The sequence below is a fragment of the Crossiella sp. NPDC003009 genome, from assembly GCF_053591555.1.
Window position 1 is genome coordinate 16897 of sequence record NZ_JBSFUA010000072.1, and the last position, 13438, is coordinate 30334.

The 13438-nt window shown below is 73.0% G+C and carries 13 protein-coding genes; 5 read left to right on the plus strand and 8 right to left on the minus strand.

The genetic code is table 11. The annotated features are described in order from the left end of the window. Positions 1 to 3 precede the first annotated feature (3 nt). From ACWDY5_RS39150 to ACWDY5_RS39160, 3 genes are all read right to left on the minus strand, one after another. Positions 4 to 222 carry a Trm112 family protein gene (locus ACWDY5_RS39150; RefSeq protein ID WP_449727199.1) on the minus strand — a complete coding sequence of 73 codons (219 nt, stop codon included), beginning with the start codon at positions 220 to 222 and terminating at the stop codon, positions 4 to 6. A gap of 23 nt (positions 223 to 245) precedes the next feature. Beyond that, complete coding sequence (locus ACWDY5_RS39155) at positions 246 to 1595, minus strand: phosphomannomutase/phosphoglucomutase (protein ID WP_449727189.1); 1350 nt, start codon at positions 1593 to 1595, stop codon at positions 246 to 248. A gap of 235 nt (positions 1596 to 1830) precedes the next feature. Further along, positions 1831 to 2190, minus strand: coding sequence for a DUF3499 domain-containing protein (locus ACWDY5_RS39160; protein WP_449727190.1), 360 nt, complete (start codon positions 2188 to 2190; stop codon positions 1831 to 1833). 81 nt (positions 2191 to 2271) lie between these two features. Here ACWDY5_RS39160 and ACWDY5_RS39165 point away from each other — a divergent pair, with 81 nt between their 5' ends. Beyond that, positions 2272 to 2739: a metallopeptidase family protein gene (locus ACWDY5_RS39165; RefSeq protein WP_252484289.1), complete on the plus strand. Its 468-nt coding sequence runs from the start codon at positions 2272 to 2274 to the stop codon at positions 2737 to 2739. Here the strand turns inward: ACWDY5_RS39165 and ACWDY5_RS39170 are convergent. Continuing rightward, complete coding sequence (locus ACWDY5_RS39170) at positions 2723 to 6001, minus strand: glycosyltransferase family 2 protein (RefSeq protein ID WP_449727191.1); 3279 nt, start codon at positions 5999 to 6001, stop codon at positions 2723 to 2725. The genes ACWDY5_RS39165 and ACWDY5_RS39170 overlap by 17 nt on opposite strands. A 118-nt stretch (positions 6002 to 6119) precedes the next feature. Then, positions 6120 to 6386 carry a WhiB family transcriptional regulator gene (locus tag ACWDY5_RS39175; protein ID WP_252484290.1) on the minus strand — a complete coding sequence of 89 codons (267 nt, stop codon included), beginning with the start codon at positions 6384 to 6386 and terminating at the stop codon, positions 6120 to 6122. Positions 6387 to 6612: 226 nt separating this feature from the next. Between ACWDY5_RS39175 and ACWDY5_RS39180 the strand changes: the two genes are divergently transcribed. From ACWDY5_RS39180 to ACWDY5_RS39195, 4 genes are all read left to right on the plus strand, one after another. Further along, positions 6613 to 7377 (plus strand): site-2 protease family protein, encoded by a 765-nt coding sequence (locus tag ACWDY5_RS39180; protein ID WP_449727192.1) that lies wholly within the window; start codon positions 6613 to 6615, stop codon positions 7375 to 7377. 64 nt (positions 7378 to 7441) lie between these two features. After that, the gene (gene cofD / locus ACWDY5_RS39185) at positions 7442 to 8428 is read left to right on the plus strand and encodes a 2-phospho-L-lactate transferase (protein WP_252484281.1); all 987 of its coding nucleotides are present in this window, start codon (positions 7442 to 7444) and stop codon (positions 8426 to 8428) included. After that, on the plus strand, positions 8421 to 9761 hold the full coding sequence (locus ACWDY5_RS39190) for a coenzyme F420-0:L-glutamate ligase (RefSeq protein WP_449727193.1): 1341 nt from the start codon (positions 8421 to 8423) through the stop codon (positions 9759 to 9761). The genes cofD and ACWDY5_RS39190 overlap by 8 nt, the downstream gene beginning before the upstream one ends. After that, complete coding sequence (locus tag ACWDY5_RS39195; RefSeq protein ID WP_449727194.1) at positions 9758 to 10300, plus strand: NUDIX hydrolase; 543 nt, start codon at positions 9758 to 9760, stop codon at positions 10298 to 10300. Before ACWDY5_RS39190 ends, ACWDY5_RS39195 begins: the two co-directional genes overlap by 4 nt. On the opposite strand, the gene ACWDY5_RS39200 is transcribed toward ACWDY5_RS39195, so the two are convergent. From ACWDY5_RS39200 to ACWDY5_RS39210, 3 genes are all read right to left on the minus strand, one after another. Further along, positions 10285 to 11328 (minus strand): DNA-3-methyladenine glycosylase family protein, encoded by a 1044-nt coding sequence (locus ACWDY5_RS39200; RefSeq protein ID WP_449727195.1) that lies wholly within the window; start codon positions 11326 to 11328, stop codon positions 10285 to 10287. The genes ACWDY5_RS39195 and ACWDY5_RS39200 overlap by 16 nt on opposite strands. Continuing rightward, positions 11325 to 12446, minus strand: a complete 1122-nt coding sequence (locus ACWDY5_RS39205; RefSeq protein WP_449727196.1) for a sugar phosphate nucleotidyltransferase — start codon at positions 12444 to 12446, stop codon at positions 11325 to 11327. Before ACWDY5_RS39205 ends, ACWDY5_RS39200 begins: the two co-directional genes overlap by 4 nt. A gap of 415 nt (positions 12447 to 12861) precedes the next feature. After that, positions 12862 to 13158, minus strand: coding sequence for a hypothetical protein (locus ACWDY5_RS39210; protein WP_449727197.1), 297 nt, complete (start codon positions 13156 to 13158; stop codon positions 12862 to 12864). Positions 13159 to 13438 lie beyond the last annotated feature (280 nt).

Here is a 13438-nt window from a genome sequence, read left to right on the forward strand (position 1 = left end):
GGGTCACCCTGCGGCGGACGGCCCGTCGGTGGCGGGGCCACCCTCGGCTTCGTCGAGCAGCAGCACCGGGATGCCGTCGCGCACCGGGAACCGGCGGGCGCAGGCGGTGCAGGTCAGGTAGTCGGCCTCGGCGTCATCGGGCGTGCCGGGGGTCAGCTTGCCGTGCACGGGGCACGGGCAGGCCAGGATCTCCAGCAGATCCGGGTCGAGCTGCATGGACACGGTGCTCACCTCTGTTTCCCTCCTCAGGCCCGGACGATCGCCAGGACCTCGTCGCGCAGCGCGGCGACGGCCTCGGCGTCCTTGGCCTCGATGTTCAGTCGCAGCAGCGGCTCGGTGTTGGAGGCGCGCAGGTTGAACCAGGAGCCGTCCGGCAGCTCGATGGTGAGCCCGTCCAGCTCGTCCAACGTCACCCCGTCCCTGCCGCCGAAGGCCGCCTTGATCGCGGCCAGACGGTCCGCCTGGTCGTGCACGGTGGAGTTGATCTCACCGGAGGCGGCGTAGCGGGCGAAGTCCCTGGTGATCTCGGCCAGCGACTTGTCCTGCTCGCCGAGCGCGGCCAGCACGTGCATGGCGGCCAGCATGCCGGTGTCGGCCCGCCAGAAGTCCCGGAAGTAGTAGTGCGCGGAGTGCTCGCCGCCGAAGATGGCGCCGGTCTCGGCCATGGTCTGCTTGATGAAGGAGTGCCCGACCCTGGTGCGCACCGGCTTGCCGCCGTGCTCGGCGACGATCTCCGGCACGCCCTTGGAGGTGATCAGGTTGTGGATGATCGTGCCGCCCGGCTCCTTGGCCAGCTCGCGCACGGCGACCAGCGCGGTGATCGCGCTCGGCGAGACCGGGTCGCCGTTGGCGTCGACCACGAAGCAGCGGTCGGCGTCGCCGTCGAAGGCGATGCCCGCGTCCGCGCCGATCTCGCGCACCTTGGCCTGCAGGTCCACGATGTTCTTCGGGTCCAGCGGGTTGGCCTCGTGGTTGGGGAAGTTGCCGTCGAGCTCGAAGTACATCGGCACGACCTCGATGGGCAGGCCCTTGAACACCTCGGGCACGGTGTAGCCGCCCATGCCGTTGCCCGCGTCCACCGCGATCTTCAGCGGCCGGATGCCGGTGAGGTCGACCAGGCCGCGCAGATAGGCGGCGTAGTCGGTGAGCAGGTCGCGCTCGGAGACCGAGCCGCGGGCGCCGAGGAACTCGGGCACGCCCTGCTCGACCATCTCGCGGATCTCGGTGAGCCCGCTGTCCTGGCCCACTGGCGCGGCGCCCGCGCGGCAGAGCTTGATGCCGTTGTACTGGGCCGGGTTGTGGCTGGCGGTGAACATCGCGCCGGGCAGGTTCAGCTTGCCGGAGGCGAAGTAGAGCATGTCCGTGCTGGCCAGGCCGATGGAGACGGCGTCGACGCCCTGGGCGGTGACCCCCTCGGCGAAGGCGCCGGCGAAGCCGGGTGAGGACTCGCGCATGTCGTGCCCGATGACCACGGCTGGACCACCGACAAGCCGGGCGAAGGCCGCACCGAGGTCGCGCACCACGTCGGTGTCGAGCTGTTCTCCCACCAACCCGCGGACGTCGTAGGCCTTGACGATGCCGGACAGGTCTCGCACGCCTTCTCCTGACTTCGGCTCACTTGGACAGCTGCCCCGAAGCCTACCGGCGGCGACTCTGCGGTTGTCCCTAGGTCGTGTCCGCTCGATCGCGTCGGCGAGAGTCGTGATCGGTTCGGTCGCTGGCGGTGCGGCCGGGATGGCCTCATACCGGGCGTATTCGGGCGTTCCGGCCGCGCCGCCAGCGACCGAACCGGCGCGGCTATCGCTGGCGCGATCGAGCGGACACGACCTGCTAGTCCTCGAGAGGGTCTGGGAGCACGCGGAGATGGCCGCGTCGGCCACTGCCGTACGCGGGCTCGGTCGCCTCGATCGGGCGGTCCGCCCGGCCTGCCTCACGCACCGCCTCGGCCAGCGCGGTCAGGTCGTCCACCGTAGGTTGGGGAACGGCGAACTCGCCCTCGTGCCGGACGACCTCCCACCCACGGGGGGCGGTGAGCCGCATCGCGTGCTGTTCACACAGGTCGTAGCTGTGCGGCTCGGAATAGGTGGCCAGCGGCCCGACGACCGCGGTGGAGTCGGCGTAGGCGTAGGTCAGCGTCGCAACGGCCGGGTTCGTGCACCCGGTCCGCGAGCACCTTCTTACGCTCCGCACGATTGGGGACGATAGCGCCTCCTGTCCACCCTGTGCGGCAGGCACGCGGATGACATCCGCGTACCCTCAGTGGCCGTGGTGATGGCAAGGGGTACCCGACGGGGGATCAGGCAGCGTCGGGACCGGCACGGGCGAGGTATGCGAGGGCAGCTCTACCCCTCGACGATGCCTGCTGCCCGCAGTCGCTCGGAGCGTTTCGACGCGGTGGTGCTGGAGGCCCTGGAGCCGATCGAGCAGCGCTGGCGCAACGAGCTGACCCAGCTGGACGTCGCGGTGGACGACGTCCCTGAGCTGCCCTCGGCCAAGCCCGAGGCGCTGAGCTGGGGCGATGACGTGGTCGAGGACGGCAACGTGCCGCTGGCCCGGCTGGTGCCGGCCGGCGTCGACCGCCGCGGCCTGCCCACCCGGGCGCGCATCGTGCTCTACCGCCGCCCGCTGGAAGCCCGCGCGAAGGACGGCGCGGACCTCTCCGACCTGGTGCACGACGTGCTCGTCGAGCAGGTCGCCACCTACCTCGGCCTGGACCCGGAAGTCATCGACGGCGACTAGGCACCGCGGTCAGCGCGGTGAACAGGGCGATCGCCGCCTGGGCCAGCAGAAGCAAAGTCGGCAGGGTGGCGGGGACTGTGACGCGGATCTCGGCGGCGGTTTCCGGCAGGGCGACCGCGACCAGGTGGCCGTAGGCCCTGGCCAGCGGGACCTCGCGGCCATCGACGGTGGCCACCCAGCCGCGTTCGTCCTCGGCGGCGACCACCAGCACCCGGCCCAGCGGTCCCGCGCTGACCGCGACGGCGATCTCCGGCGGCCGGGCCTCGACCGAGGTGAACTCGACCGGTCCGGCCGGGATGCCGCCGGTGCGGGCGCGCAGCGCGGCCTCGCCGGCCAGCAGGGTGACCGGGCCGCGGGCGGTGGGCAGGCGCAGCACCGGGCGGCCGTCGGTGGCGGTGACGTCGGCCACCACCAGGTCGGGGGCGGCGGCGCGGACCCTGGTGGCGGTGGCCGGGTCGGGCAGCAGCAAGAACCGGATGCCGCTGGCGCCCGCGGACTGCAGGGCGGCGCGGACGGCCTCCGAGGTGCCGGCGCGCAGGGCGGTGGCGGTGTCGTTGACCCGCTGGGCGGCGCCGGGCGCGGCCAGCACGTCGTCGTCGCCGAAGCGGGGCAGGCGGCCGGTGGTCTGGCGGCTGGGCCGGCCGAACGCGCCGACCTCCAGCACCGCCGTGCCGGTCTCCCGCAGCTCGGCCAGCAGGCTGTTCACCAGCACCGGCGGCGCGGCCTGCAGCGGGCCGTCCGAGCCGGCCAGCAGCGTGCTCGCGGCGAGGGCGGCCAGGGTCGCGGCTCCGGTGCCGGCGAGCAGCCGGGCCGGGATCGCGACCGGCGGGCCGGGCAGGGCCGCGGTGAGCACGATCCAGGCCAGGCCGCAGGCGGCCAGCAGCAGCGGGGCGCCGGTCCAGCCGGTGCTGGGCGGGCCGCCGTTGACCGGGGTGACCTCGATCAGTCCGGCCGCGATGGCCGCGGCCGCGCCCAGCACGAGCAGGCCCAGTCCGGGCAGCATCAGCGGGCGGGGGCGCAGCACCGCGGCGGTCAGCGCGGCCAGCACCGCGACCAGGCCGAGCCAGGGCAGCGCGCCGGGGCCGCCGGGGTAGAGGGCCAGCAGGTCGAGCGGGTTGGCGCGGGTCTCCCGGATCGGGGCTCCGGTGCCGTGCAGCAGCACCGAGGGATGCCGCAGCACCTGTGCGGGCCAGGGCAGCTGGAGTGCCAGCGGCAGCAGCACCAGGGTGAACAGCGCGGCCACCCGGCGGCGGCCTTCGCCCGGCACCAGCACGAACCCGGTCAGCGCGGCCAGCAGCACCAGCAGGTGCGGCAGCGGGTGGAAGGCGCCCAGCACGGCCAGCGCGAGCGCGGTGGCGCAGGTGACCGACAGCCAGCCGATGTCCGGCCGCCGGGGCCACAGGATCGCGGCCACCCCGGCCAGCGCCGGCGGCAGCAGGATGTGCGCGACCACCACGTCCAGCCTGCCCTGCGCGGTGGCGGCGGTGGCGATGGGCAGCAGCGCGTACCCGGCGGCCACCGCGGCCCGGACCGCGCGCGAGGCACGCAGGCGGCGGGTGGCCAGGTAGGCGGTCAGCCCGGCCAGCGGCAGGTCGCCGAGCAGCAGCACCGAGACCACCGCTGACGGGCCGCCGAACACCGAACCCAGCACCGCGAGCACCCCGGCGCTGGTCGGCGCGGGCGCGATGCTGCCGCCCGCGACCGGTTGCCAGGTGGCCACGTAGCCGACCCAGGTCTCGCTGAGGCTCCCGGCGGGCAGCAGCCTGCCGCCCGCGAGGTCGCCGCCGAGTCTGGCCCACTGAGTGGCCAGCGCCAGCACGGTCAGGCCGAGCACCAGGAACAGCACCGGGCTGAGCAGCAGTTCGCGCAGCACCCGGCCGCGGTCGATCTCCACCAGCACCAGCTCGGCCGGTCGCGGGGTGCCGCGCGGCACCGGCGAGGGCCGGGGGCGCGGGCTGGGCCTGCGCTGGAGCGCCGCGGTGGCCGCGACCTCGACCACCACCGGTCCGGCCGGCCGGCGCAGTCCGGCGGGTCCCAACCTGCGCGCGGCGTCCCGGCGGCGGCTCGGCCCGAGCGCGCCGGCGGGCAGTGCGGGTGGGCCGGGACGGCGTTGTGGCGCACCGGGTTCGGTCCATTCCGGCACCGGGCTGGCCGGGATCCGGCCGAGGCTGACATCGGCGCGCACCCGGTTGCGCAGCAGGTGCAGCAGCCCGCCCTGCACCGCGTTGCGCAGTCTGGTGAGCCGGGAGGTGAACAGTCCGCGGATCTCCGATGGTGGCACCGTGCGGGTGGCGGCGCGGGATCGCCGCGCGGCCAGCAGACCGGCCCGGCCGCCGAAGAGGTAACCCAGCGCGGCCAGCTCGTCGCCCGCGGAAGTTGTCCGGCGCAGCAACAGGAATCCCAGCGCGCGCAGCACGCACAGCACCGCGAGCCGGGGCAGGCCGAGCACGAAGGAGGGCAGGCTCGTGTTGACCAGGAAGGTGCGCAGGCCGTGCACGCGGCGGGCGCGGGCCAGGCTGGGCACCGCGTGCACCGGTCGCTGATCCCGTTCCGCGGCACGGGCATGCCGGATCCGGGCGGTGGGCACCAGCAGCACCAGGTGCCCGGCCAGGTTGGCCCGCCAGCCGAGGTCGATGTCGTCGCAGCCCAGTGGCAGCGCGGGATCCAGCCCGCCGAGGGCCTCCCACACCTCGCGCCGGACCAGCGCGCCCGCGGTGCCGACCGCGAGCACGTCCCTGCTCTGGTCGAAGCCGCCGCCGTGCGCCAGTTCCGCGCCGGAGATGCCGGTCTGGGTGTGGCCGGAGGCGTCCAGGGACAGTCCGCCCTGCACCACCAGCCTGGGATCGGCCCAGTCCACCGCGAGCGGGCCGAGGATGGCCGCCGACGGCGCGAGCTCGGCGGTGCTCAGCAGGGCGGGCAGGCAGTCGGGTTCGGGCGCGGAGTCGTCGTGCAGCAACCAGATCCACTTGCCGGGGTCGCCCCAGCGCTCGGTGGCGGCTTCGACGGCTTTGGCAACGGCGACGCCGAATCCGGTGCCTGGGGATTCGGTGAGCACGCCGTCGAGCAGCCGGTCCGGACCAGTGGCCGCGGCGGCGAGCAGGCGGGCGGTGGCGTCGGTGGATCCGGTGTCCACGGCCAGGATGTGCCGGGGGCGCAGGGTCTGGTGGCGCAGCGCGGAGAGCAGCGGCCGCAACCATTCCGCGCCCTCGTGGCAGACGATCACGGCGAGCACCGGCACTGTGCCCGGCTGCGGGTGCGGCAAGCTGGTCCCTCGAGTCGGCGGCGCTTCCACCACGTGCCGGTGGAATCCACTGGCACGTGGTGGAAAACGCTACGGGGTGCGACCGGGTGATCTCACCCGGCCACACCGAACCGTTATGTCACACCGCTCGGCGTTTGAGCTTGCGGCGCTCTCGCTCGGACAGACCGCCCCAGATGCCGAAGCGCTCATCATGCGCAAGGGCGTACTCGAGGCACTCGGCCCGAACCTCGCAACCGGCACAGATCCGCTTGGCCTCCCTGGTGGATCCACCCTTCTCAGGGAAGAACGCCTCCGGGTCGGTTTGCGCGCACAGTGCCCGTTCCTGCCAGTCGTGCTCCTCGTCCGCCTCCAGGGCGGGGTCGAAGAGATCGACCAGCACTCCCACGCCAGTGGGTGCGGAGTCCCGCTCTCCCACTCGGCTCCCTTCGTTCTCTTCCACTGTCCGCTCCTCCCGCACTCCCCGGTGGCGGACCCCATTCGCCGTCCCACCCGACGAATGACACCAATGTGATTAGACCTGTGGGATGCAAGAGGGTCAAGCCAAGTACACACGACGGGGGACGAATCTGCCCCGCTGGCAAGGAGGTTCACCGGCAGGGCAGAGTGTTGCTGTGACGAGATCCTCGGTTGCCCCAAGCCCGCTGTTCCTAATCCTGCTGGCCGTCACGGTCGGCGGCGGCGTGCTGTCCACCTTGGACCAGAATGTGGCACGCACTGCCGGAATCGTCCTGTTGGTGCTCGGTGGCTGGGCGGTCTCGCTGTGCCTGCACGAGTTCGGGCACGCCTATCTCGCCTTCCGCAATGGCGATTATTCGGTGCGGCACAAGGGATATCTCACCCTGGACATCCGCAGGTACACCGATCCGGTGCTGAGCCTGCTGCTGCCGCTGCTGCTGCTCGCCATCGGTGGCATCCCGCTGCCCGGGGGCGCGGTGTGGATCGATCGGCACGCGTTGCGCACCCGGCGCGGGGAGTCCTTCGTCTCGCTGGCCGGGCCGATGGCGAACCTGGTGATCGGTCTGTTGCTCATTGCGACGGTGGTACTGACAAATCCACCCGAAGGGCTGGCGGCCGGACTGTCCTATCTGGCCTACCTGCAATTGTTCACCTTCGTGCTCAACATCCTGCCCATTCCCGGCCTTGACGGGTTCGGCGTGATCGAGCCGTACCTGTCCTACCAAGCCAGGGAGTTCGGCGCGAAGGCCCGGCCGTGGGCGCCTTTTGTGCTGTTCGCGCTGCTGATCGGGGTGCCGCTGGTTGGCCAGGCGTTCTCCGGCGTGGTGCTGTGGAGCTATGAGTCGCTGGGCGGCGACATCATCGAGCTGTTCAAGGGCCAGGCCGGGTTCCGGTTCTGGGAGGGGCGTTCGCCGTGGTGATCATGATTACGGAGCGCGGCCCCCAAGTTCGCCCGTTCGGGCAAAACGGGGAGGATGGGCGACTGTGAAGGTCGTTGTGCTGGTAGGTGGCGTCGGTGGCGCCCGTTTCCTGCAAGGGGTCAAGGCCGCGCTGGGCCTGCCCGCGGTCGGCGCGGGCGCGTCGCCGCACGAGATCACCGCGGTGGTGAACAACGGCGACGACGTGTGGCTGCACGGCCTGCGGGTGTGTCCGGATCTGGACACCTGCATGTACACCCTGGGGGGTGGCATCGACACCGAGCGCGGCTGGGGCCGCGCGGGTGAGAGCTGGACGGTCAAGGAGGAGCTGGCGGCCTACGGCGCCGAACCGAGCTGGTTCGGGCTCGGCGACCGGGACATCGCCACCCACCTGGTGCGCTCCCGGATGCTGCGCGCGGACTACCCGCTCTCCGCGGTGACCGAGGCGCTGTGCGACCGCTGGCAGCCGGGGGTGCGGCTGCTGCCGGCCACCGACGACCGGTGTGAGACCTATGTCTCGATCGAGGATCCGGACTCCGGTGAGCCCAAGGCGATCCACTTCCAGGAGTGGTGGGTCCGGTACCGGGCGCAGCTGCCGGCGCGGGCGATCGTGGCGGTCGGCGCGGAGCAGGCCAAGCCGGCGCCGGGGGTGGCCGAGGCGATCGCGGGCGCGGACATCGTGCTGCTCGCGCCGTCGAACCCGGTGGTCAGCGTGGGCACCATCCTGGCGGTGCCGGGCATCCGGGCCGCGGTCGCGGCGACCGAGGCCCCGGTCATCGGGCTGTCGCCGATCATCGACGGCAAACCGTTGCGCGGGATGGCCGACGCCTGCCTGACCGCGATCGGGGTGGCCTCCACCGCGGAGGCGGTGGGCAGGCACTACGGATCGCGCAAGTCCGGTGGCGTGTTGGACGGCTGGCTGGTGCACACCGGGGACTCCGCGCTGGTGGACGGGGTCGAGGTGCGCGCAGTGCCACTGCTCATGTCCACTGTGGACGCTACCGCGCAGATGGCAAGGGACGCCTTCGAGCTGGGCGGGGTGTCCGTTGGCTGACCACGCCGCGGCTTCCCTGGAGATCCTGCCGGTCACCGGTCTGCCGGAGTTCCGGCCGGGTGACGACCTGGCGACCGCGCTGGCCGGGGCCGCGCCCTGGCTGCGCGACGGTGACGTGCTGGTGGTGACCAGCAAGGTTCTGTCCAAAGTGGAGGGCCGACTGGTCAGCGCGCCCGCCGATCCCGAGCAGCGGGACGCGCTGCGCCGGGAGCTGGTGGCCGCCGAGTCGGTCCGGCTGGTGGCGCAGAAGTTCCGCACGCTGATCACCGAGAACCGGCTGGGCATCGTGCAGGCGGCGGCCGGGGTGGACGGCTCCAACGTGGCCGCCGACGAGCTGGCGCTGCTGCCGGAGGACCCGGACGGCTCGGCGGCGAGGCTGCGCGCGGAGCTGCGCGAGCGGCTGGGCGTCACGGTCGCGGTGGTGGTCACCGACACCATGGGCCGGGCCTGGCGGGTCGGGCAGACCGACGCGGCGATCGGCGCGGCCGGGCTCACCGTGCTGCACCGCTATGCCGGGTCGACCGACCAGCAGGGCAACGAGCTGCACGTCACCGAGGTGGCGGTGGCCGACGAGCTGGCCGCGGCGGCCGACCTGGTGAAGGGCAAGCTTGGCGGGCTGCCGGTGGCCGTGGTCCGCGGAATGTCCATTGTGGACGACGGCTCCACCGCCCGTGACCTGGTCCGGCCACTGGCAGACGACCTGTTCCGGCTGGGCACGGATCTCGCGATCGAGCAGGGCCGCCGGGAGGCGGTGCTGACCCGGCGCTCGATCCGGACCTTCAGCCAGGAGGAGGTGCCCGCGGCGCTGGTGCGCAGGGCGGTCGGCGTCGCGCTGACCGCGCCCGCGCCGCACCACACCCACCCGGTGCGCTTCGTCTGGCTGCGCGACCGGGCGCTGCGGGCCAAGCTGCTGGACGGCATGCGCGAGCAGTGGCGCGCTGACCTGCGCGCCGACGGCTGGCCGGCGGAGCGGATCGAGCGGCGGATCAAGCGCGGCGACCTGCTGTACGGCGCGCCGGAGATCGTGCTGCCGTTCGGAGTTCCCGACGGCGCGCACGACTACCCGGACGAGCGACGTAGCGCGGCGGAGAAGACGATGTTCACCGTGGCCGGTGGCGCGGCCGTGCAGGGCCTGCTGGTGGCGCTGGCGGCCGAGGGACTGGGCTCCTGCTGGGTGTCCTCGACCATCTTCTGCCCGGACACCGTGCGCTCGATCCTGGATCTGCCAGCCGATTACGCGCCGCTGGGCGCGGTGGCGGTGGGATATCCGGCGGACGGCCCCCTCGCGCCGAGGCCGCCGCGGTCCGTCGAGGGGGAGTTGATCGAGCTGTGAGCCTGCACGCCGAAGCGGTCGCCGAGCTGTCGGACTGGCGGCCGGCGGATCCGAACCAGGAGAGCCTGCGGCACGCGTTCCTGAGCTTCCTGGCCGCCCGCGAGGACGGTTGTCAGCGCTCCTGCGTGCCGGGCCACCTGACCGCCTCCGCGATCGTGCTGGACGCCACCGCGGAGCAGGTGCTGCTCACCCTGCACCCGAGGGTGGGCCGCTGGCTGCAACTGGGCGGCCACTGCGAGCCCGAGGACCCCACCCTGCTGGCCGCCGCCCTGCGCGAGGCCACCGAGGAGTCCGGCATCGACGGCCTGGTGATCGAACCGGTCCCGCTGCACCTGGAGGTGCACCCGATCACCTGCTCACTGGGCCAGCCGACCAGGCACCTGGACGTCCGGTACCTGGTGCGCGCGCCGGTGGGCGCCCAGCCGGTGCGCAGCGCGGAGTCGGTCGACCTCCAGTGGTGGCCGGTCGATGGACTTCCGTCCAATGTGGACAGTGTGCCGCGGCTGGTGGAGCTGGCGCTGCGTCAGATCGCCCGGTAGTCCCGACCGGCGAACCGGGGCCCGAAGCGTGGTTTGCGGGCCCCGGAGCACTCCAGGTAGCGGATGGCCCGCTGCCGCTGCGGGGCGTAGGGCGCGAGGATCTCCAGCATCTCCTCGTCACTGGCCTTGCGCCCGGCCAGCGCCCAGCCGACCACGTCGTGCAGGTGGAAGTCGCCGACACTGACCGCGTCCGGATCCCCCCAGGCCCGCTGGGCGATCTCGGCCGCGGTCCAGACCCCGATGCCGGGGACCTTGCGGAGCAGCTCGCGGCCCGCCTCACCGCCGAGGTCGACGGCGCGTTCCAGGCGGGTGGCCACGGAGGCAGCGGCGAGCAGGGTGCGGCGGCGAGCGCTGTCGACGCCGGCGCGGTGCCATTCCCAGTCGGGGATCGCGAGCAGGGCGCGGGGAGTGGGCGGGGTGTAGAGCGGGGCCGGGGCCGCGGGCGGGGAGAAAGGCGCGCCGGGTGGGGCGAGCTCGAGGTCCGGGGTGCCGGGCAGCGCGGAGGCGGAGGCCGGGGTGCCGGGCAGCGCGGGGCCGGAGGCTGGGCGGCCGGGCAGCGCGGGGCCGGGGGCCGGGGTGCCGAAGCGGCGGCACAGCTCCCGCCAAGACCGCCAGGCCTCCTTGCCGGTCACCTTCTGCTCCAGCACCGCCGGGATCAGCACGTCCCAGACCTGCCCCGTCCGCCCGATCCGCAGCCCCGGCGCGCGCCGCCGGGACTCCGCGATCAGCGGGTGGTGCGCGACGAAGCCGGTGTCGTCGTCCCCCGCGCCCAGCAGGTCCGGCAGCGCGGCCAGCGCCAGGTCCGCGCCAGGCCCCCAGGCGCTGGCCCTGATCTCACCGCCGGTGCGGCGCAGGGCCAGGGTGGCGGTTCCGGCCGGGGTGTTGCTCGCGCGCCAGGCCGTGCCGTCCTGGCCGATCCGCAGGCACGGGTCGGCCGGGCCGCGGCGCAGCGGCTTGAGCACGGCGGCCAGGTCCAGAGCGAACGGCGGGGTCCAGGCCCGCTCGGCGGCCGGGGCGGCCAGGGTCATGCGTCGTGGCTGAAGCGCACCGAGCCGTCGGCGAGTGCCGTGTTCGGCCACACCCGCAGGCCGTCCAGCAGCTCGCAGCGGGCGCCGACGACCGCACCGTCACCGATCACCGCGCCGCGCAGCACCGCACCGTCGCCGATCCGCGCGCCCGCGCCGATGACGCTGCGCTCGACCACCGCGTTCGCGCCGATCACCGCACCGTCGAAGAGCACCGAGCCGTCCACGGTCGCGCCGGGGCCGACCTGGGCGCCCGCGCCGACGGTGCTGCCGTTGACCAGCTTGGCGTCCGCGCGGACCAGCGCGCCGTCCAGCACGATCGACTCCCCGGCTGGCGCGGGCAGCGCGTCGGAGGGGGCCAGGCCACGGACCAGGTCCGCCGAGCCCTTGACGAAGGCGGCCGGGGTGCCAAGGTCCAGCCAGTAGGAGGAGTCCACGTGGCCCTGCAGGCGGGCGCCGCGCTCCAGCAGGCCGGGGAAGGTCTCCCGCTCCACCGAGACCGGCCGGTCGGCCGGGATGTCCTCCAGCACCGAGCGCTTGAAGACGTAGCAACCGGCGTTGATCTGGTCCGCCGGCGGGTTCTCGGTCTTCTCCAGGAAGGCGAGCACCCGGCCGTCGGCGTCGGTGGGCACGCAGCCGAAGGCGCGCGGGTCGGGCACCTTCACCAGGTGCAGGGTGACGTCGGCGTCGTTGCCGATGTGGGTCTCGGCGACCGCGCCCAGGTCGACCCCGGAGAGGATGTCGCCGTTGAAGACCATGATGTGCTCGGCGCGCAGCCGGGAGGCCGCGTTGCGGATGCCGCCGCCGGTGCCGAGCGGGGTGTCCTCGACCACGTACTCCAGCTCAAGGCCCAGCCGCGACCCGTCGCCGAAGTACTCCTCGAAGACCGAGGCCTTGTACGAGGTGCCGAGCACCACATGGGTGATGCCGGCCGCCCTGATCCGGGAGAGCAGGTGGGTGAGGAAGGGAACACCCGCCGTCGGCAGCATCGGTTTGGGCGCCGACAGCGTCAGCGGCCGCAACCGGGTGCCCTGGCCGCCGACCAGCACGACCGCGTCAACACCGGACAGTTTTCGCACACGTTCCCCCTGCTCCTCGACTGGCGCCGGACTGGCCGACATGCCGTTACTCCTCTTCACCCTGACGAGACCCCCTGGGACGGAATACTCTTGCAGAGAACCCGGACCAGGCGAGCGGCGGCTCCGGAGAGCGACCACCACAGCGTGGGGGATGATCTCCGTATCCGCCTGCCGGCAAATCCGCCCCAGGCGACGAGGCAACGCAGGAGAGGCCAGCGCGATGGATCCCCGCGAACGGGCCGATGAGCTGCTAGCCCGTGCCAGGGCGCGTGGCTCCTTCGTCGTCACACCAGACGACGCCACCTCGCCGATGGATGCGGCCAACACGGTACAGATACCCCGGATCGTGGTCGCGGCGAACGACCCGCACCACGCCGATCCGGACTCAACCGTGATCCTGTCACCGGAGGCGGTCCAGGCCATGCAGGCAGGGTATGGGCCACAACACGGGCAATCCCTACACATGCACCCGGGTGCGCAAGGTCACGGCCAGCAGACCATGCCGCCCCAGTCCCGCCCCCCGCACGGCCACCAGCCGACCCAGCCCATGCAGCACGCGCAGCCAACGCAGCCGATGGGTCAGCACCCGCAGCCGACCCAGCCGATGCAGCACGCGCAACCCACCCAGCCGATGCACGGCCAGGGGCAGGGACAGGGACAGCAGCAGCCGGGGCAGGGACAGGGACAGCACGGGACGCAGAACGGCGGGCATCCCCAGCAGCAACAGCAACAACAACAGCAGCAGGCTCAGCAACCGCAGTGGCCTGACCGGCGCTCGTAGAGCGTCGGGCAAGGCCCGGGGTTAGCTCGGGGTGAAAACCCACGAAGAGGGCCTCTTGTCTTCTCCGTACGGCCTGGAGACTGCTAACCGCATCCCGGCGAGCAGACGCTCACAGCAACCGCCGCCAACGCCGATCAGCGTGACGGCGGCTGCTCGCTGGGATGTGGTTCGCTGTCGGAAGGTCGTGCGGAGAAGACAAGAGGACCGCGAGCACGCTGGGTCTTGAGTCGGCAACCCAAACCCCGCCCCGCAA